General features: G+C 70.0%; 17 protein-coding genes. 7 read left to right on the forward strand and 10 right to left on the reverse strand.

The window, feature by feature from the left end; translation table 11 throughout:
• Positions 1 to 68: 68 nt before the first annotated feature.
• On the reverse strand, positions 69 to 2,900 hold the full coding sequence (locus G412_RS33345) for an FAD-binding and (Fe-S)-binding domain-containing protein (protein ID WP_425274446.1): 2,832 nt from the start codon (positions 2,898 to 2,900) through the stop codon (positions 69 to 71).
• Positions 2,901 to 3,126: 226 nt separating this feature from the next.
• On the opposite strand from G412_RS33345, the gene serC reads away from it, so the two are divergent.
• Both serC and G412_RS0104800 read left to right on the forward strand, forming a co-directional pair.
• Complete coding sequence (serC, locus tag G412_RS0104795) at positions 3,127 to 4,245, forward strand: phosphoserine transaminase (RefSeq protein ID WP_028811058.1); 1,119 nt, start codon at positions 3,127 to 3,129, stop codon at positions 4,243 to 4,245.
• 269 nt (positions 4,246 to 4,514) lie between these two features.
• Positions 4,515 to 5,201 (forward strand): DUF4360 domain-containing protein, encoded by a 687-nt coding sequence (locus G412_RS0104800; protein ID WP_028811059.1) that lies wholly within the window; start codon positions 4,515 to 4,517, stop codon positions 5,199 to 5,201.
• Between the two features lie 58 nt (positions 5,202 to 5,259).
• Here G412_RS0104800 and G412_RS0104805 read toward each other — a convergent pair whose 3' ends face one another.
• Entirely contained in the window at positions 5,260 to 6,084 is an 825-nt protein-coding gene (locus G412_RS0104805) for an ABC transporter permease (protein WP_028811060.1), read from the reverse strand.
• A 20-nt stretch (positions 6,085 to 6,104) separates the two neighbouring features.
• Positions 6,105 to 7,097, reverse strand: coding sequence for a daunorubicin resistance protein DrrA family ABC transporter ATP-binding protein (locus G412_RS0104810; protein WP_028811061.1), 993 nt, complete (start codon positions 7,095 to 7,097; stop codon positions 6,105 to 6,107).
• A 97-nt stretch (positions 7,098 to 7,194) separates the two neighbouring features.
• Here G412_RS0104810 and G412_RS0104815 point away from each other — a divergent pair, with 97 nt between their 5' ends.
• Positions 7,195 to 7,977: a TetR/AcrR family transcriptional regulator C-terminal domain-containing protein gene (locus G412_RS0104815; RefSeq protein WP_028811062.1), complete on the forward strand. Its 783-nt coding sequence runs from the start codon at positions 7,195 to 7,197 to the stop codon at positions 7,975 to 7,977.
• 77 nt (positions 7,978 to 8,054) lie between these two features.
• Here G412_RS0104815 and G412_RS0104820 read toward each other — a convergent pair whose 3' ends face one another.
• The 4 genes from G412_RS0104820 to G412_RS0104835 all read right to left on the reverse strand — a co-directional run bounded on the left by G412_RS0104820 (position 8,055) and on the right by G412_RS0104835 (position 11,623).
• Entirely contained in the window at positions 8,055 to 8,693 is a 639-nt protein-coding gene (locus G412_RS0104820; RefSeq protein ID WP_028811063.1) for a hypothetical protein, read from the reverse strand.
• A 157-nt stretch (positions 8,694 to 8,850) separates the two neighbouring features.
• Positions 8,851 to 10,140, reverse strand: coding sequence for an ATP-binding protein (locus G412_RS0104825; RefSeq protein ID WP_028811064.1), 1,290 nt, complete (start codon positions 10,138 to 10,140; stop codon positions 8,851 to 8,853).
• A 201-nt stretch (positions 10,141 to 10,341) separates the two neighbouring features.
• Complete coding sequence (locus G412_RS0104830) at positions 10,342 to 10,533, reverse strand: DUF6381 family protein (protein WP_028811065.1); 192 nt, start codon at positions 10,531 to 10,533, stop codon at positions 10,342 to 10,344.
• 97 nt (positions 10,534 to 10,630) lie between these two features.
• Positions 10,631 to 11,623 (reverse strand): hypothetical protein, encoded by a 993-nt coding sequence (locus tag G412_RS0104835; RefSeq protein ID WP_028811066.1) that lies wholly within the window; start codon positions 11,621 to 11,623, stop codon positions 10,631 to 10,633.
• On the opposite strand from G412_RS0104835, the gene G412_RS0104840 reads away from it, so the two are divergent.
• Positions 11,622 to 12,371, forward strand: coding sequence for a GDSL-type esterase/lipase family protein (locus tag G412_RS0104840; protein ID WP_244282850.1), 750 nt, complete (start codon positions 11,622 to 11,624; stop codon positions 12,369 to 12,371). The genes G412_RS0104835 and G412_RS0104840 overlap by 2 nt on opposite strands.
• 45 nt (positions 12,372 to 12,416) lie before the next feature.
• Positions 12,417 to 12,800 carry a cupin domain-containing protein gene (locus G412_RS37705; protein ID WP_078606792.1) on the forward strand — a complete coding sequence of 128 codons (384 nt, stop codon included), beginning with the start codon at positions 12,417 to 12,419 and terminating at the stop codon, positions 12,798 to 12,800.
• Between the two features lie 55 nt (positions 12,801 to 12,855).
• Here the strand turns inward: G412_RS37705 and G412_RS0104850 are convergent, their stop codons facing one another.
• The 3 genes from G412_RS0104850 to G412_RS0104860 all read right to left on the reverse strand — a co-directional run bounded on the left by G412_RS0104850 (position 12,856) and on the right by G412_RS0104860 (position 17,341).
• Positions 12,856 to 15,087 (reverse strand): FG-GAP repeat domain-containing protein, encoded by a 2,232-nt coding sequence (locus tag G412_RS0104850; protein ID WP_028811069.1) that lies wholly within the window; start codon positions 15,085 to 15,087, stop codon positions 12,856 to 12,858.
• 715 nt (positions 15,088 to 15,802) lie between these two features.
• On the reverse strand, positions 15,803 to 16,258 hold the full coding sequence (locus G412_RS33350) for a hypothetical protein (protein ID WP_051338135.1): 456 nt from the start codon (positions 16,256 to 16,258) through the stop codon (positions 15,803 to 15,805).
• Between the two features lie 675 nt (positions 16,259 to 16,933).
• Positions 16,934 to 17,341, reverse strand: a complete 408-nt coding sequence (locus G412_RS0104860) for a hypothetical protein (protein ID WP_028811070.1) — start codon at positions 17,339 to 17,341, stop codon at positions 16,934 to 16,936.
• Between the two features lie 119 nt (positions 17,342 to 17,460).
• On the opposite strand from G412_RS0104860, the gene G412_RS0104865 reads away from it, so the two are divergent.
• Both G412_RS0104865 and G412_RS0104870 read left to right on the forward strand, forming a co-directional pair.
• Positions 17,461 to 18,237 carry a helix-turn-helix domain-containing protein gene (locus tag G412_RS0104865; RefSeq protein WP_028811071.1) on the forward strand — a complete coding sequence of 259 codons (777 nt, stop codon included), beginning with the start codon at positions 17,461 to 17,463 and terminating at the stop codon, positions 18,235 to 18,237.
• The gene (locus G412_RS0104870) at positions 18,234 to 18,419 is read left to right on the forward strand and encodes a DUF397 domain-containing protein (RefSeq protein WP_028811072.1); all 186 of its coding nucleotides are present in this window, start codon (positions 18,234 to 18,236) and stop codon (positions 18,417 to 18,419) included. The genes G412_RS0104865 and G412_RS0104870 overlap by 4 nt, the downstream gene beginning before the upstream one ends.
• Position 18,420: the final 1 nt, after the last annotated feature.

Below are 18,420 nucleotides of genomic sequence, written 5' to 3' on the forward strand. Positions count from 1 at the left end.
ACGTCCAGCCCTTCAGGTGTCCAGTCCCTCCGCCAGCACCTCCGCCAGGTGCCTGGCCCTGCGGCCTGTCAGTTGCTCCAGTTGCGTGCGGCAGGAGAAGCCGTCCGCCAGGAGCTCCGTTCCCGGGCGGCGTCGCGTACCGACGGGAGCAGTTGTTCCTCGGCGCAGGCGACCGACACGTCGTAGTGGCCGCGCTCGAATCCGAAGTTCCCCGCGAGGCCGCAGCAGCCACCGCTCAGGGCGCCGGTGAGACCGGCCCGCTCCCGCAGCCGCTGTTCCGCCGCGTCGCCCAGTACGGCGTGCTGGTGGCAGTGGGTCTGGCCCGCTGCCGGGCGGTCGATCCTCGGGGGCTGCCAGTGCGGGGCGTACTCCTCCAGGGTCTGCGCGAAGGTGCGTACCGAGGAGGCGAGGGCGGCCGCTCTCGGGTCGTCCGGCAGCAGCTCGGGGAGGTCGGCCTTGAGGGTGGCCGCGCAGCTCGGTTCCAGGACGACGACGGGCAGCCCGGCGGCGCGTTCCATGCCGTCCAGGGTGCGGCGCATGACCGCGCGGGCCCGGTCGAGCTGTCCGGTGGAGACGTACGTCAGGCCGCAGCACAGCTGCCGCGGTGGCATCACGACCCGCAGACCGGCCGCTTCCAGTGCGCGCACCGCGGCCCGGCCGACGTCCGGCGTGAGGTGGTTGGTGAAGGTGTCGGGCCACAGGACGACCGTGGTGGCCCCCGGTGCGCCGGACCGCTCACGCCCCCGCCCCGCCCTGTTCCGCCTCCGCCACCAGCTCCGCAGAGTGCTGGGGGCAAGGGTGGGCAGGTCGCGCTCCGGGGCGATCCCGCCCAGGCGCTTCACGAGAGCGGCCAGCGGGCGTACCCGCGAAGCGGCGCCCAGCACACCCGCGAACGGAGCCGCCGCGCGCAGCCACACGGGAAGCCGGCCCATCGCGTAGTGCGCTGCGGGACGCAGCCGGCCCTTGTAGTGGTGGTGCAGGAATTCCGCCTTGTACGTCGCCATGTCGACGCCCACCGGGCAGTCGCTCCTGCACCCCTTGCACGACAGGCACAGGTCGAGTGCGTCCCGTACCTCCCGCGACCGCCAGCCGTCCGTGACGACTTCCCCGGCGAGCATTTCGTGCAGCAGGCGCGCGCGCCCGCGCGTGGAGTGCTGTTCGTCTCCGGTGACGCGGAAGGAGGGGCACATGACACCCGCTCCGGCCGCCGACTCGGTGCGGCACTTCGCGACGCCCACACAGCGGCGTACGGCGGCCGGGAAATCCCCGCCGTCGTGCGGGTACGCGAAGGCGACGTCCACGTGCTCCCTGGGCAGCACCGCGAAGCGCAGATTCTCGTCCAGCCGGGCGGGGCGGGCGAGCACACCCGGGTTCATTCCGCCGGCCGGGTCCCACACGTCCTTGAAGCGGCCGAAGAGGGCGACGAGTTCGTTCCCGTACATCTTCGGGAGCAGTTCCGCGCGTGCCTGTCCGTCGCCGTGCTCCCCGGACAGTGAGCCGCCGTGGGCGACGACGAGTTCCGCCTGGTCCTCGGAGAAGGCGCGGAAGCGGCGTACGCCGGTCTCACTGAGGAGGTCGAAGTCGATACGGACGTGGATGCAGCCATCGCCGAAGTGGCCGTACGGCGTGCCGCGCAGGCCGTGCTCGGCGAGCAGCGACCTGAAGTCCCGCAGGTACGCGCCGAGCCGTGCGGGCGGTACGGCGCAGTCCTCCCAGCCGGGCCACGCCTCGCTCCCGTCCGGCATCCGTGTCGCCGTACCGCTGGCGTCCTCGCGGACGCGCCACAGGGCGCGCTGTCCGGCCGGGTCGGTGACGACCGTTCCGTCGAGCGCCTGGGCGGCCTTCACGAGCCGCTCGGCGCGGGAGAGCGCTTCGGCGGGCGAGTCCCCGCCCATCTCCACGAAGAGCCAGGCGGAGCCGCGCGGGAGCAGCCTCCGTTCGTTCTCGGGGACGAGGTCTTCGGCCATGCCTTCCACGGTGAGCGGGCCGTACGGGAGGAGTGCGGGCGCGGCCTCGGCCGCGGCGCTCTCACCGGCGTACCCGAGAACGGCGAGTGCTCGTGCTCCGGGTGCTTCCACCAGACGTACGGTCGCCTCACTCACCACGCCGAGCGTTCCCTCGCTTCCGCAGAACGCGCGGGCGAGGTTCACCCCGTTCTCGGGGAGCAACGCGTCCAGGGCGTATCCCGAGATACGGCGCGGCAGCTCGGGGAAGCCGGTGCGCAGGAGCGCGAGGTTGCCGTTCACCAGTGCGCGCAGGCCTTCGGGTGCGCCCTGCCAGCCCTCGGCCAGGCGCAGCTCGTCGCCGCCGTACGTGACGACGGACAGGTCGTAGAGGTTGTCGGCCGTCGTGCCCCACGCCACCGAGTGCGAGCCGCACGAGTTGTTCCCGATCATGCCGCCGAGCGTGCAGCGGCTGTGCGTGGAGGGGTCCGGCCCGAAGGTCAGCCCGTACGTCCCCGCCGCGGCCCGCAGATCGTCGAGGACGACGCCCGGCTGCACCACGACCGTACGGGTCTCGGGGTCCAGGTCCGTGATCGCGCGCATGTGGCGCGTGAAGTCGAGGACGACGCCGGTGCCGGTCGCCTGCCCGGCGATCGACGTGCCGCCGCCGCGCGGCACGACGGGCACCCCGTGCGCCCGGCAGACGGCGAGCGCGGCGGCCACGTCGGCGGTGTCGCGCGGCGCGACGACACCGAGCGGCACGCGCCGGTAGTTGGAGGCGTCCATCGTCATCAGGGCGCGCGCCGCCGCGTCGAAGGCGACGTCACCGCGCACGGCCGCGCGCAGCTCGCGCGCCAGCGCCGCCGTGTCGTGCCCGCGCCGCCCCTCGCCCCGCCCGTCACGCCGGTCACGCCCGTCACGCCCGTCGTGCTCGCGCTCGTCACGCTGCTCAGCCATGCGCTCAAGGATGCCGACGACGCACCGCTCCCGGCGAGGCCGCGGACGCGCGCTCGGGTTCGGGTTCGGGCTCGGTACGCCGAAAGGGTGAAGATCGGCGCAGCAGCAACGGGGCCGGACGGGGTAAGGCGGGGCGGGCGGTCTCGCATCTCACCCGCCGGAGCCCGCGTCTCACCCGCCGGACGGGCGCCTCCCGTACCTCCGCCGACCGGCTACGCTCCGGCTCGTGGCTGAGATCCAGATTCCCGCTGACATGAAGCCCGCCGACGGCCGTTTCGGCGCGGGCCCCTCCAAGGTGCGTACGGAGGCGCTGGACGCCCTGGCCGCCACCGGCACCTCACTCCTCGGTACGTCGCACCGCCAGGCCCCGGTCAAGAACCTGGTCGGCTCGGTGCGCGACGGCGTACGCGACCTCTTCCAGCTCCCCGAGGGTTACGAGGTGATCCTGGGCAACGGCGGTTCCACCGCCTTCTGGGACATCGCGACCCACGGGCTGATCGAGCAGAAGTCCCAGCACCTGAGCTTCGGCGAGTTCTCGTCGAAGTTCGCGAAGGCCGCCAAGCTGGCGCCCTGGCTGGACGACCCGACCGTGATCGCCTCCGACCCGGGTACGCACCCGGACCCGCGGGCCGAGGCGGGTGTGGACGTCTACGCCTTCACCCACAACGAGACCTCGACCGGTGTCGCGGCCCCCATCAAGCGCGTCGAGGGCGCCGACGCCGGCTCCCTCGTGGTGGTCGACGCCACGTCCGGCGCGGGCGGCCTGCCGGTCGACATCGCCGAGACCGACGTCTACTACTTCGCCCCGCAGAAGTCCTTCGCCTCCGACGGTGGCCTGTGGATCGCGGCCTTCTCCCCCGCCGCCCTGGAGCGTGCCGCGCGCGTCCACGCGTCCGGCCGCCACATTCCGGAGTTCTTCAGCCTGCCCACGGCGATCGACAACTCCCTCAAGAACCAGACGTACAACACCCCCGCGCTGGCGACCCTCTTCCTGCTGGACAACCAGCTCAAGTGGCTCAACACGCAGGGCGGTCTCGACTGGTCGGTCCGCCGCACCGCGACCTCGGCGGCCAACCTGTACGGCTGGGCCGACGAGTCCAAGTACGCGACGCCGTTCGTCACCGACCCGGCCAAGCGCTCGCAGGTCATCGGCACCATCGACTTCTCCGACGAGATCGACGCCACGGCGGTCGCCAAGGCGCTGCGCGCGAACGGCATCGTCGACACGGAGCCGTACCGCAAGCTGGGCCGCAACCAGTTGCGCGTGGCGATGTTCCCGGCGATCGACCCGGCCGACATCAAGGCCCTGACGGCCTGCGTCGACTACGTGATCGAGAAGCTGTAGCTGTAGCTCTAGCTGTACGACATAGGTACGGCAAGGGGCCCGGCGCGACACCGTCGCGCCGGGCCCCTTTCCGTGCACCCGCCGGACGCGCCGGTTCCACGCTCGGCCGATAACCGCTCTACCCAGGTCGCGTCCCGCTGCCTACAGTCCGAAGGGTTCCGGCGCTTCCATCACCGGCCGGAACCGCTTGAACGTTTGACATGTACATGTCGCTCCACAGTTCCTTCGGTTGCACCCCCCTTGTTCGCCCGACGACCGATCGGAGCACCATGCCCGGACACACGCCAGGACAGCGAGCGTTACTCGTCGGCGGTGCGGCCGCCGCGCTGCTCGCCTCCACTCTGTTCGCACAGAACGCCTCAGCGGCCGAAGACGCCGCGGCCCACGGGATCGTCGCACCGCCCGACAAGATCGTCATCGAGATAGCGACCGTCAACGGCTCGGGCTGCCGGCAAGGGACGGCCGCCGTCGCCGTCTCCCCGGACAACACGGCCTTCACCGTCACGTACAGCGACTACCTCGCACAGGTTGGCCTGGGCGCGAAGCCGACCGACTTCCGCAAGAACTGTCAGCTCAACCTGATCGTGCATGTCCCGCACGGCTTCACCTACGCGGTCGCCAGCGCCGACTACCGCGGTTACGCCCGCCTCCAGGCCGGCGCCACCGCCGTCCAGAAGGCGTCGTACTACTTCCAGGGCTCGCCCGACACGGCGTCCAGGACCCACCCGCACACCGGGCCGTACGACAACAACTGGCAGGCGACCGACGAAACCGACTGGGGCCAGCTCGTCTGGGCGCCCTGCGGCGTGAAGCGGAACTTCAACATCAACACCGAACTGCGGGTCAGCGCGGGCACCTCGGACCCGACGAAGACGAACAGCTTCATCACCATGGACTCGACGGACGGCGACATCAAGACCATCTACCGGCTGGCCTGGAAGGAGTGCCCGGCCTAGCCACCACCGGGGTGGGCCCGCCCCCCTCACGGGCCCACCCCTCAACCGGGCCGGCGACTCAGCGGCTCAACGCCTGGAACCGCCGCACCGCCAGCGGCAGGAACACCGCCGTGATCAGCAGCGGCCAGACCACCGCCATCAGCACCGCGTTGTCCTCGATCCACGTGCCGCCGCTCACCGGCTGCCCGAACAGCTCACGGGTCGCCGTGACCGTCGACGAGACGGGGTTCCAGGCCGCGACCGGACCCAGCCAGCTCGGCATCAGGGACGGCGCCACGAAGATGCTGGAGATCATCGTCAGCGGGAACGCCACCGCGTAGAGCCCGCCGGCCGCTTCCGCACTGGGCACCAGCAGCCCCAGCCAGACGCCCACCCAGATCAGGCTGAAGCGCAGCAGCAGGAGCAGCCCGAAGGCCCCCACCGCGGCCGGCGCGCCGCCCTCGGCCTCCCAGCCGATGAGGACGGCGGTCACCGCGAGGATCGTCAACTCGGCGCAGGCGACCAGCAGATCGGACACGCCTCGCCCGGACGCCACCGCCGACGGTGCCATCGGCATGGAGCGGAACCGGTCGATGACGCCCTTCGTGGAGTCGGTGACCACGGCCATCGTCGTGTTCATGAACCCGAAGGCCATGGTGGAGGCGAACATGCCGGGCATCAGGAACTCCCGGTAGTCCCCGTCCCCGGGCACCGCCATCGCCTCGCCGAAGACGAACCCGTACAGCAGCACGGAGACGATCGGGAATCCGAGCTGCCAGACGATGGTGACGGGCTGGCGCCGGTAGTGGGTGAGGGTGCGCCTGGTGACGTTCCAGCAGTCCGCCAGGGCCCAGTACAGCCGTCGTTCGGGTCCCGTCGGGACCGGTTCCGTCGCGGTGCTCATGGTGTGGGTGTTCGCCGTGCTCATGCTGCTGCCTCCAGTTCCGCGCGGTGTCCGGTCAGGCGCAGGAATACGTCGTCGAGGCTCGGCCTGCGCAGCCCGATGTCCTCCACCGCGATCCCCTCGTCCTGGAGGGTTCGCGCCACCTCCGTCAGCGCCGCCACCCGGTCGCCCACCTGCGCGTGCGCCCGCAGGGCCACTTCGTCCGTCTCCGGTTCGGTCGCCGAGACCCTGGCGATCACCTTGGCGGCCACCGCGAGGTCCGCCGCCCGGGCGACGACGACTTCGATACGGTCGCCGCCGACCCGGTTCTTCAGGCCGTCGGGGGTGTCGTCGGCTATGGTGCGGCCCCGGTCGATGACGGTGATGTGCGAGGCGAGCCTGTCGGCCTCGTCCAGGTACTGGGTCGTCAGCAGTACGGTCGTTCCCCCGGCGACCAAGGCCCGTACCGCATCCCACACTTCACCGCGCCCGCGCGGATCGAGCCCGGTGGTCGGCTCGTCGAGGAAGAGCACCTGCGGGGCGAGGATCATCGACGCGGCGAGGTCGAGCCGGCGCCGCATTCCGCCGCTGTACGCGCCCACGCCCTTGTCGGCGGCCTCCACCAGATCGAACTGCTCCAGTAGCTCACCGGCCCGCACCCTCGCCCGTTTGCCGCCCAGGTGGAAGAGACGGCCGAACATTTCGAGGTTCTGCCGCCCGGTCAGGACCTCGTCCAGCGCCGCGTACTGGCCGGTGAGGCCGATCCGGCGGCGTACGAGCCGGGGATCGCGGCGCACGTCGATGCCCGCGACCTCGGCCCGGCCGCCGTCGAACTTGAGCAGCGTGGCCAGGGCGCGGACGGCGGTCGTCTTGCCCGCGCCGTTGGGGCCGAGCAGACCGTGGACGGTGCCCGCGCGGACGGCGAGGTCGAAGCCGTCGAGGGCGAGCTTGTGGGGACCGCCCTTCGCGCCCTTCTTCTCGGCGTACCGCTTCTGGAGACCTTCCGCCCGGACGGCGTAACCGGTGGCACTCACAAGGGGATTCCTTCCGCTCACGACATAACTGAGTACGGCGTACTCTGATGAGAGTACACCGTACTCAGTTTCTGTCCAGAAGATTTAGAGTGGGCCCATGAACAAGACGACCGGGACGGGCGACACGAGCACCACCAGTGGCAGCGGCGACATCGGCCGCAGTCTGGAACTCCTCTGGGGTACGGGGGAACGCCCCAGCCGCGGCCCCAAGCCCGGCCTCACGCTCGACCGGATCGTCGCCGCGGCGGTCGCGATCGCCGACGCCGAGGGCCTGGACGCGGTGTCGATGCGCCGCCTGTCCACCGAGCTCGGCACCGGCACCATGTCGCTGTACCGCTACGTACCGGGGAAGGCCGAGCTGCTCGACCTGATGGTCGACCGCGTGCAGGGCGAGCCGCTCGACGCCGTCGACGCGCGGGAGCCGGTGGGCTGGCGGACTGCCGTGGAGTCCATGGCCCGTACGCACCTCGATCTCCTGCGGCGCCACCCCTGGCTGCTGAAGCTCAACCAGGCGCGCACGGTCCTCGGCCCGTCCGCCGTGCGCGGCCTCGAAGTGTCACTGGCCGGGCTCCAGGACATGGGGCTGGGAGACCAGGAGCTGATCTCCGCGATCATCACGGTCCAGAGCTTCGTCATCGGCGTCGCCCGGATGGAGGCCGAGGCCACCGAGGCGGCCAAGGAGACGGGGCTGAGCCACGAGGAGTTCTGGGGAAGCCAGCTGCCGTACCTGGAACGGGCGATGGCGAGCGGCGTGTTCCCGCTGGTGGCCGGGCTCGACGAGAACGCCTTCGCCACCGACTTCGACCACTTCGGCTTCGGACTGCGCCGGTTGATCGCCGGCTTCGAGACCCTGGTGGCGGAGCGCGCGCGGGAAAAGTGACCGGCGTCGGGCGGTGTATCCAGCCTCGGCGTGCCCCGCGTCAGGGCGTTTCCCCCGTCAAGCCGGTGTATCGGGACTCAGGGAGTGCCGGTCGCCACGGCCGGTTGCTGTCCCTCGTCCCGCTGCGCCACCCGTGCGTTCAGAATGAGCACCACACCGGCCGCCACAATCCACACCCCCAGCAGCACGGGCGTGGCCCAGGCGCTGAACATCGCGCCCAGCGACAGCACCGCCACCACGAACCCGAACCACGCGAGCCACATCGGCACGGCCCGCGACTCGCGCGCCACGCGCCAGACCGCGAACAGCAGCACCGCCGCCCCGGCCATCGACGCGATCGCCGCGGCGTACGCCAGGTCCAGGAGCAGGATCGCGATGTGCGCCGTCTGCGGGCCGACGCGGAACACGTCCGAAGTGCTCGCCGTGATCGCGAACATGTTGCCGGCGATCGCCGACACCATGAGCAGCACGGTGAACACGGTGCCGCCCACCAGCACGAGGTGGGAGCGGTTGCCCGCCAGGCGCCCCAGCGCGACCAGGAAGAACATGAACAGCAGGCCCGCGGCCAGCAGCATCAGGGCCGAGGTCTCCGCCAGCGCCTGATTGCTGTCCTTCGCATAGAAGGTCACGACATTCCTGATCGCGCCCGGACCGGTCGTGTCGGGCGTACGCAGCCACAGGATGTGCCCGGCGATCAGCAGCGCCCCGCCCACCACCCCGGCGATCCCCGGCCAAAGGTCTCGGTGGGGGGCGGGTTCCGGATGAGACGTGGCGGAAGGGGTTTGCATGCTCTGTGACGCCATGATCGTGGCCTCCCACTGACGTGAGCATCCCCGAGCCGTCTGTCCTATTTTGTCAGAACCGTGCGTGTTGTCAGAACCGGGCGTGCGCCGTGATGTCCGCATCGAACTGATCGACCATCGCGGGCGTCACCGTCGGCCGGCACTGCGCGATGGCCGCCAGATAGTCCTCCGTACTCGCGCCGAGCGCGCGCGGATCGCCCGTACCGGCTCCGATCTCCTCCAGGTCCCGCTCGAACGCGGCCTGAGCGGCGATGCGCGCCGCGTGCTCGATGTCGGCCGGAGTGAACAGCTCGGTGGCCGCCACCAGCCGCGCCACGTCCACATCCGCCCTGCCGTTCGTGTACCTGGCCCAGATCGCCGCCCGCGCCGCCGTGTCCGGCGTACCGATCGGGATGAGGTAGTCGAACCGTCCGGGCCGCAGGAACGCCGGGTCGAGCGACCGGATGGAGTTGGTCGCGCACACCAGCAGCCGCTCGTCGCCCTCCCGGAAGCCCGGTATCAGCTTGAGCAGCTCATTGGTCACTCCGTGCATGCCGCCGGGCTGCGCGGGCTCGGTCCGTACGGGAGCGATCTCCTCGACCTCGTCGATGAAGACGAGCACCCGCTCCAGCTCGGCGATGCGGGCGAACGCGTCGCGCAGGGCGGCCGCGAGATTGCCCTCGTCGGCCAGCCGCGAGGGCAGCAGCTCGACGAACGGCCAGCCGAGCTTGGAAGCGATGCCTCGCGCGAACGTCGTCTTGCCGGTTCCGGGAGGCCCGAAAAGAGCAACCGCACGCGGCGGCCGTACGCCGTGCCGGGCGGCTCGCTCCGGCTGCGCGAGCGGCAGTACGACGCGCCGCTCGATCAGGTCCTTCTCCGCCTCCATGCCCGCCACCTTGGCCCAGAGGTCGCTGGGCAGGAAGCGCCCGCCGAGATCCTCCAGGAGGCTGGCGGAAGGGCCGTGCAGCGGCTCGACCTTCTCGAAGTACGCCACGGCGGGCCGGCGGGTGTACCCCGCGTTGAGCAGCCCCTCGCCGAGGAGATCCTCCTCGGGCAGTACGTACGCGATACGCCCCACCCGGGCGGCGACGAGCCGTCGCTCCAGCTCCACGAGAAGCGCACTGGCCAGACCGCGTCCGCGCCAGGCGGAGGAGATCGCGATACGCATCACCCAGGCACGCTCACCGGCCACGCACGCGAGCGCCGCACCGATGGGGACGCCCTGGTGCACGGCGACGACGGCGGGCTGCCGTGAGGTGAGCGCACCGATGCACTCGGCGAGCGAGAAGACGGACTCCTGCCCGAGCTCGGCCGTGGTGTCGATCAGGTGGACCACTGCCGCGAGATCGCTCTCGCGGTAGTCGTGGATGAGCCAGTTCACCGATACCGCCCCTCGTAGGTGCTGTTCCGGTGAGGCTAGGGGCGACGGTGCGGCGGGTCCTGCGCCGCTGTGCACAATCCGGGGCGGGAAGTCGGACGTTCCGTCCGTAGCCAGGGCGGGGTAGCGGGCGGCAACGACCCGATGGCCCCCCGTCCGCATACGCGGAACGGGAGGCCACCGGGACGGCTCCAGCCGGGACGGCTACTCGGGCGGGAACACCTGCTGGCCGCCCATCGAGCCCTCCTGCCGGCTCTGCTCCTGCAGCCGCTGTGCCTTCTCCTGCAGCTTCTGACGCTCCTGCGGATCGGTCGCGCGCTCCGCCGCCTGCCTCAGCTGCTCGGCCTTCTCGCGCATTTGCTGCACCCGGCCACTGGATTCGCCTGAAACGCTCATCGTCACTCCTTGACGCTAGGAAGAGCGGGTCCCCTCCAGCGAACCAGGGCTTCGTCACCCTCGCACGCCGAACGATCACTCTCCGTTACGCCACCACCTACGGCCGCCGCCCCAGCCGCTTCAGCGCGAGGAACGCGGCAAAGACGCCACCGAGCGCGACAAGCCCGAGAGTGACCGTCCCACCACCGCCGCCACTCCCCTTGCCGTCGCCCACCGAACTCCCGCCGGGGGAAGGCGACTTCTGCCCACCCCGCTCCCCATCCCCATCCCTCTCCCCTTCCACTTCCACCCGCCGCACATCGCTGCCGGCGCCCTCCGAGCCGAACATCATGGCTGTCCCGTCAGCCGTGTACGTCACCGACTCGGCCTGCCCCTGGAACGGTGCGCCCACCCGCCGGTCGGCCCCCAGCCGCCCGCCGTCCTTCCACTCGTACGCGCGGGCGCTGAGGTATGAGCGCAGTACCAGCTCCTTCCCGTCGGGCGAGAACGCCCCGTCCGTCACCCACGGCACTTCGCCCACCCGCCGGAACACGTTCGTACCGCCGGCCGACAACCGGACGGGCCCTTCGTAGAGCCCGCCGCCGTCCTCGTGCTTGCTCGCGATGTAGACGCGGCCGGTTTTGGGATGCACCATCAGCGCCTCGGCGTCGCGGGGCCCGTCGGCGTACTTGACGGTGAACTGGGTCGCGTCGACTGTCGCGTTCGTGAGCTGCTTGGGCTCGGGAAAGCGGTAGATCCACACATGGCTCCAGCTCCCGTTGAGGTTGTCGCCGATGTCGCCGACGTACACGTTCCCGTCGGACCCGATGGAGATGGCCTCGACATCGCGCGGTGCTCCGACCCCGCGCATGGTGAGGGTCGCGACCGTCTCGCCGCTCCTGGAGTCCACGGCGTAGATGAACGCCCCGTCGTCGCTGTCGTTGTGCGTCCAGTAGATGCCGGGGTGGACACGGCTGGCGGCGAGGCCGCTGGACTCGGTGATCCGCGAGTCCTTGATGGTGAAGCCGTCGTCGGCGACGGCGGTGCCGGACGCGAGCAGGAGAAGGACGGCGGCGGAACCGGCGGCGACGAGGTACGAGAGCGGGCGCATGGCCCAAGTGTTCATCATCACGTCGCAGGCCACGGCGGTGATCCGGGATGATGACGCAATGCGCTTCCTGTTCGTCGGCGACTCCATGACCATCGGGCGCACCGGCGACTTCACGTGGCGCTACCGCATGTGGCAGCACCTGGTGGCGTCGTACGGCGGCCCCTTCCAGATCGTCGGCCCCCGCACCGAGCTGTACGACACCACCGCGAACGCCCCGTTGTCGTACGAGTACGCCGATCCCGCCTTTCCGGCGCACGCCCGCCGTCACCTGTCGGGGTGGGGCGAGGGCTGGCTGCACATGGCTCCGCTGATACGGGAGACGGTCGCGTCGACGAGGGCGGACGTGCTGCTCGTCTCGCTGGGCCTGATAGACCTCGGCTTCTACACGGACGCGGCCCAGACCGCCGAGAACGCGGAACGCTTCATCGCGCAGGCGCGCGCGGCCGGTCCGGGGGTGCGGATGGTGATCCACCCCGTCATCCCCAACGTCCGGGCGGAGTCCGACGCCCCGTTCGCCGCCGAGTGCGACCGCTTCAACGAGCTGCTGACGAAGGTGGTCGCGAACCTCGACGCGCCTGACGAGTCCCCCCTACTGCTGGCGGACCCTCACCCGACGTACGACATCCACCAGGACACGTACGACGGCACGCACCCGGGCCCGACAGGCGAACACAAACTGGCGGCGGCTTTCGCGAACGCGATGCACGGGGCATGGGGCCTGGGAGCGCCGTACGCAGCGACGCGCTGACTCCGCTGCCCTTCAACGCGGCGGGCACAGCTAGCGTGCGGATGCATGAACGACAGTGTGTACGTGGGCAACGCGGGCGAGGATGCGCCACTGGACCGGGGATGGCTCCTCGGACACTTCAAGGATGCCGCGGATCCTCGCCACAGCGAGGCTGTAGAGATCAAATGGGGCGTTCACCCGCGTGGCGACGAGCGAGCGCAGTGGGTGAGAGGCGAGGAACGAACGGCTCTCCTGCTGCTCATCAGTGGTCGCTTTCGCGTAGAACTGCCCAACCGGAGTGTGCTTTTGGCACAACAGGGTGACTACGTCGTCTGGGGTCACGGAGTCAACCACTCTTGGTTCGCGGAAGAAGAGTCGGTAGTACTGACGGTCCGCTGGCCATCCGTGCCCGGCTACGCGGTTGGCGCGCGACCACGGCCGCGCGCCTGACCGCCACCCGCCGTCCGCCGCGTGAAGGCTCACGCGGCGGACGGCGGACGGGGTCCTAGGCGATGTTGTTGAACTTGGTGCCCTCGCCCGAGTACAGGGTGGTCGTCTGCCGGCTGAACGGGGCCGTCGTCGAGCCGGTCGAGCGGTAGACGTACGTGCCGTCCCGGCCGTAGCCGATCAGGTCGGGGCGGCCGTCGCCGGTGACGTCGCCGGCGCCGACGAGGTGGGAGAAGCGGTTCCAGCCGGAGCCGATCTTGACTCGGGCGGTGAACTTGCCCGTGCCGTTGCCCTGGTAGAGCCACAGGACGCCGGAGGTGTCACGGGCGACGAGGTCGCCGGCCGTGCTGCCCGCGATGTTGCCGACGGCGGTGATCTGGTTGTAGATCTGCCAGCCGGAGCCGACCTTGGTGCGGGTCGCGAAGGGGGCGGACGAGCTGCCCGTGCCCTTGTAGAGCCACAGGACGCCGGAGGTGTCGGTGGCGAGGAGGTCGGGGCGCTTGTCGCCGGTGAGGTCGCTGCCACCGGTGATCTTGTTGTAGATCTGCCAGCCGGAGCCGACCTTGGTGCGGGTCGCGAAGGTGCCGTCGCCCTTGCCCAGGTACATCCACAGGACGCCCGAGCTGTCGCGGGCGACGAGGTCGCCGACCGGGGCACCGGCGAGGTTCCCCGCAGCCTCGATCTGCTTGTAGATCTGCCAACCGCTACCGACCTTCGTCCGCTTGGCGGTGGTGACCTGGCTGCCCGACGGCCAGTCGAAGAGGTCGTCCCGCCACAGCACACCCGAGGCGTCCCGCGCGAGGACGTCCGTCGAGCCGTTGTCGTTGAAGTCGTGCGGGTTGGCCTGGCGCGAGACCTTGAAGCTCCCCGAGGCGGTCGCCGGGCCTCCGCCGTCGGTCGGGGTGGCGGTGATCTGCCAGCTGTAGGCGCCGTTCGGGGCGCTGATGCCGTCCAGGACGCCGTTCCAGGCGAAGGAGAAGCGGCTGCCGGAGACCGGCTGGGACAGGCGCTTGGTGAGCTTCTTGCCGGTGGCGTGCGTGAGCGTGAGGTCCACGGTGGCGTTCGGGCGGGAGAGGGTCCACTCCATCGGTACCGTGGTGCCCGGCTTCTCCAGGCTCACCGCAGTCGCGACCTTCGACCCGGTCACCCGGATGTCCATGACCCGGCCCGTGTCCGCCACCAGCGTGGCGGTCGGGCGGCCGTCGTCCCCCTCCGAGATCCGGAACAGCCCGTCGGCGTCGGCCGTGGCGCCACGCACGAGCAGGGCGCTGTCCGGCGCGCGGGTCACGCTGGAGAAGTGCTCCAGGAGCTTGTACGGCGCGGCGGTGGAGTCCTTGATGCTCCGCGCGTACAGCGGGCTCGGCGTCTCGTCGCCCGCCTTGCCCGGCACCCCGTAGAGCAGCGTGTCCCTGGAGATGCCGGCGATGACGGCGCCGCTCATGGAGCTGTCCATGGCGAATCGCCGGGTGGCGACGTACTCCCCGTCCACGACGAGCTCGGTGACCCCGCCCCGGTACTCGGCCCACGCCACGTAGTCGGCGGTGTAGGCGCCCGTCGAAGCGTGGGTCCACGGGGCGGTTTGCCACCTGCTGCCCTGCTCGATGGGCGCGTCACCGTTGACGGTCGTGCGCGTCATCCAGTACTCGGTCCGGAAAGTCGCCGAGCTCGGGAACACCCGGTTGCTGCTGAGGACGAGCATGACGTCGCTCGTGGAGGCGATGACCTTGAAGTCGATGCTGTAAGAGCTGGACGAGCGCTTCGTCTTCTTGGCGAGCCCGTCGACCGGGGTGAGCTGCCACAGCTCGTGGTAGTCCCCGGTGCCCGTCGGAACCTTCACGAAGAGGTTCTCGCCGACCACGCCGACGAGCTTGGCGCCGGGCTTGAACTCGGACGCGAGGTCGAAGGACGCGGACATGGTGGCGCCTTCCCTCATGTCCCGCACGAAGACCGTGTCGCCGGCGCTGGTCACGACGATGTCGGAGTTGCTGTCATACCCCACGGTGCCCGCGTCGACCGGCACCACCGAGCCGTCGGCGTACTTGTGCCACTCCAGCACCACGTTCCCGGCGTCGTCCTTCCGGGACGTGAGGTACCCGGTGTCGCCGGAGCTGACGATCTCGACGTCGAGGGGCAGAGTCGCCTCGTCGGTGGCGGCGGCGGTGCTCCCGGCCACGGCAGCGGGAGCGGCCACGACCACGGGCGAAGCAAGGACCCCTGCACCGAGCGTCACAGCGAGAACGGTGGCGACGGAAGCGCCGAGACGGCGTCGAGCGGGGCGTACGGAAGTCAAGGAAGTCCCTCCTGAGGAGCCGAGCGGTACGCACATCGGTGCGTACCGCTCGATCAGACCTGCGATGACGCGAGGAGGTTGTACGAGTTGCTCGTGTTTTCTCTGGGAGGTCAGAACGACGAGCCTGCGGCTACGCCCACCTGCCGTCGCGCGACCAACTCAGCACATGACGTCGCCGAGGTCCGCACAATGCGGCCATAGTGGGATAAAATCGATGTACGGGTTCGTCTTGTGCGGGGTTTGTGTCACCCCGGCCAAGCTGCCGCCCCCGGCCAGGCCTCCATCCGTCCACATCAGCCACAGCCGCCCGCAGGTCGGCCAACCCCGTCGGCCGTCCGCCCACCTGGGCGTGCGTGCGTGAGTAGTGCGGTGTCGCACCAGCGGCCGTTGCCGCAGTCGCTGAGCCAGGGGCCGAGCCACCCCCGGACCGACCGCGCCCCACCCACACACCTGCCACACGGCAGCGGCAGCCGAGCACACATGCGGGCTTGCGCCGGGGCCCGCCCCCGGGGGCCGCCCCCCGTAAAGAACCAGCGGTGGAGGGGTGGGTGTCAAGGGTGGAGCGGAGCGGAATCGCCGTAGGCGACGCGACGCAGGAGCGCCCTTTACGCCCACCCCTCCACCGCCACACTCCCGCAAAGGGCGGCCCCTTCAGCAGAAGCGGTCAACGCCCCCGTAACACCCCCAAGTGGCCCCCGCGCGCGGCACTCCCGCCTCACGCCGGACCGACCCCGGCCGCCGCGACCCGTTCCCGCCATGGCGCGCGTACGGTCTCGGTACGCGGCCGGGGCTCGTAGCCCGCTGCCGCCCTGGCCGACGCCCTGCGGCACTCGCCGCACTCCGTCTCGCCCGCCACCGGCCTGAACGCGTGGTCATCGCCCGGCCCCGCGCACAGCACCAACTCGCTCCGGACGCGATCCGGCGGAAGCGCCGCCGTGTCGAGTGGGCGGGCGACGGGCGGCACCTCCGGCATCTTCTGCACCAGCCGATGCCGCAGGAAGCCGACAGCCGACCTCACCCCGTTCACCGGCAGCCCCGTACTCAGCGCCCGCCGCAGTTCCCCGGGCGAAACCCCACGCCGCAGCCACTCGCCCGCCATCTCCACCAGCCCCCGCGCCTCCCGTACGCCCAGGTGCAGGTTCCGGTCGAGGCGACGCAGCGACAGCAACACGCGCTCTGCCTCGGCGAGTCACCACGCAGCTCGTCCGGCGGTTCGCCAGCCGGGACATCCGCGCGCCCGACAGGAGGTTCGTACGAGACTTCACCTTCACCTCCCCCTTCGCCTTCGCCTTCCCCTGCCCAAGCCGTGAAGGGTCCGAGTTCGGATCCGGGTCCGGGTTCGGGTGGGGGGTGGGGAGTGTTCTTCTTCTCCTGTTCTTCATCCTCCGTAGGGGAGCCGCCGACCACCCGATCGGTCGAATCACCGACCGCCGAAAAACGCACACTCGGTGACACGGCAACGTCGTTGGTCACCACCTGCTCAGTAACCCAACGCCCGCGCTCGTTCTGCCGCTTGTCCTCCCGCAGAAACCCGCACTCGACCAGCAGCGCCTTGGCCTTCTGGTACGCACGCGGCTTGATCCCCAGCCTGGCGGCGTGCTCGCCGAGAGGCTTGCCGCACCTGCTCTCGGGCAGCCCGAGTACGTACAGCAGGAGCATCTTCGCGTCGTTGTTGAGGCGTGAATGCCGCACGATCGCGTGCGGGGCCTTCAGATAATCGCGCGAGGGCGCGATAGCATGCCGAAGCATCCCGTTGGACCTCTGATCCAGTCGGTGTGTAGGTCCTCGGCCGGTGTCGTTAGCACCGCCGGGGACCGCTCCGTCTTAACGGAGCGTGATGACGCGGTCACCGTACAGCACGGACCGCCCGTTCGGCCATTTCGCCCAACAACTCGCCGTCGACGAACGGCACTTCCACCGTCGGCCGCGACTGCCACCGCAGCGGCCAGGTCATCCCGCTCAGCGCCGGTACGCCGACGAACGCCGCACACCCCGCGTTGCGGCTCAGCGCGCGTACGCCTGCCGGCCAGCGATGGGAGGCGGCGGTTTGCGGTGGCAACAGGAAGTACATGTTCCGCGCGCCGGTGTCTTCGCGGACGATCGGCCCGGCCCGGAAGTCCGTGAACTGGAGCAGTTCGTACGCCGCCTGCTCACCCAGGATCCCTGCAATCCGGACCGCGTCGAAGTGGATTCCGGCATGTCGCAGGGCATGCCCGGAGGCGGGCACCCATGAGGGCGCAGTTTCTCTGTTCATGAAACAGACGATTGCGCACGGGAGTTGAATGTGACCAGCACCACACGTGGCTGTGCAGGTCTGTGCACTCCGGGGAGGACTTTGTGCACACCAGTAAACGAGGCTCCGGCAAGACGAAGATGTTCGGCGCGCTGCTGCGCTTCTACCGAGAGCGCGCATCCATGACACAGGAGGTACTCGGCCGCCACATCGGCTTCTCCAAGTCCCAAGTCGCCATGGTGGAGAGAGGGGAGCGCCCGCCGAAGGACAGGTTCGTCCCGAACGCCGACGAGGTGCTGGGTGCACAAGGTGCACTTGTAGCTGTCGCGAAGGAGCTGAAGGCCAGCCATCTCCCCTCCTGGTTTCAGGAATACGCGGAGGAGGAAGAGAAGGCGGCCGTCGTTCACTGGTACGAGAATCACCTGGTTCCGGGCCTCCTCCAGACCGAGGCGTACGCGCGAGCTGTCTTCAACTGCCACTGCCCGCCACTGGATGACGAAGAGATCGAAGGCCGGGTAACCAACCGGCTGGAACGTCAGCAGCTGTTCGAGCGCAGGCCCGCGCCAGTCATCAGCTTCGTTCTGGAGCAGATCGCTCTCACCCGCCCCATCGGTGGTTCGCAGGTCCTGAAGGAGCAACTGCACCATGTACTGGGCATCGCCCGGCTGCGGAACGTCGAGATCCAAGTCATGCCGCCGGACCGCGAGACTCATGCCGCGCTCAACGGCCCAATGATTCTGCTGGACACAGCGGAACGTCGCCAGCTTGCGTACATCGAAGGCCAAAGCGGCAGTTACTTCGTCGCCGAACAGCCGGACCTGAGCGACCTGTTCGCCCGGTATGGCATTCTGCGAGCCCAGGCACTCAGCCCCGAAGATTCCGCGAAACTGATTGAGCAGGTGGCAGGCACGCTATGAATACAGATCTCAACTGGTGCAAGAGCAGCTACAGCGGCGACCAGGGCGGGGCCTGCGTCGAAATCGCGAGCACCCCCACCCACATCCACATCCGCGACTCCAAAGACACCACCCGCCCCGCCCTCACCCTCTCCCCCACCACCTGGTCGGCCTTCGTCGCGGCGTACCGCAACGACCGCTGAT

This window comes from Streptomyces flavidovirens DSM 40150 (assembly GCF_000429085.1).
GTDB classification, from domain to species: Bacteria; Actinomycetota; Actinomycetes; order Streptomycetales; family Streptomycetaceae; genus Streptomyces; species Streptomyces flavidovirens.

What these genes read in the sequence shown, in the direction of transcription:
- G412_RS33345 (WP_425274446.1), bottom strand. Translation starts at nt 2,900, where the DNA reads ATGGCTGAGCAGCGTGACGAGCGCGAGCACGACGGGCGTGACGGGCGT.
- G412_RS0104800 (WP_028811059.1), top strand. Translation starts at nt 4,515, where the DNA reads ATGCCCGGACACACGCCAGGACAGCGAGCGTTACTCGTCGGCGGTGCG.
- G412_RS0104805 (WP_028811060.1), bottom strand. Translation starts at nt 6,084, where the DNA reads ATGAGCACCGCGACGGAACCGGTCCCGACGGGACCCGAACGACGGCTG.
- G412_RS0104815 (WP_028811062.1), top strand. Translation starts at nt 7,195, where the DNA reads ATGAACAAGACGACCGGGACGGGCGACACGAGCACCACCAGTGGCAGC.
- G412_RS0104830 (WP_028811065.1), bottom strand. Translation starts at nt 10,533, where the DNA reads ATGAGCGTTTCAGGCGAATCCAGTGGCCGGGTGCAGCAAATGCGCGAG.
- G412_RS0104840 (WP_244282850.1), top strand. Translation starts at nt 11,622, where the DNA reads ATGGCCCAAGTGTTCATCATCACGTCGCAGGCCACGGCGGTGATCCGG.
- G412_RS0104835 (WP_028811066.1), bottom strand. Translation starts at nt 11,623, where the DNA reads ATGCGCCCGCTCTCGTACCTCGTCGCCGCCGGTTCCGCCGCCGTCCTT.
- G412_RS37705 (WP_078606792.1), top strand. Translation starts at nt 12,417, where the DNA reads ATGAACGACAGTGTGTACGTGGGCAACGCGGGCGAGGATGCGCCACTG.
- G412_RS0104860 (WP_028811070.1), bottom strand. Translation starts at nt 17,341, where the DNA reads ATGAACAGAGAAACTGCGCCCTCATGGGTGCCCGCCTCCGGGCATGCC.
- G412_RS0104865 (WP_028811071.1), top strand. Translation starts at nt 17,461, where the DNA reads ATGTTCGGCGCGCTGCTGCGCTTCTACCGAGAGCGCGCATCCATGACA.
- G412_RS0104870 (WP_028811072.1), top strand. Translation starts at nt 18,234, where the DNA reads ATGAATACAGATCTCAACTGGTGCAAGAGCAGCTACAGCGGCGACCAG.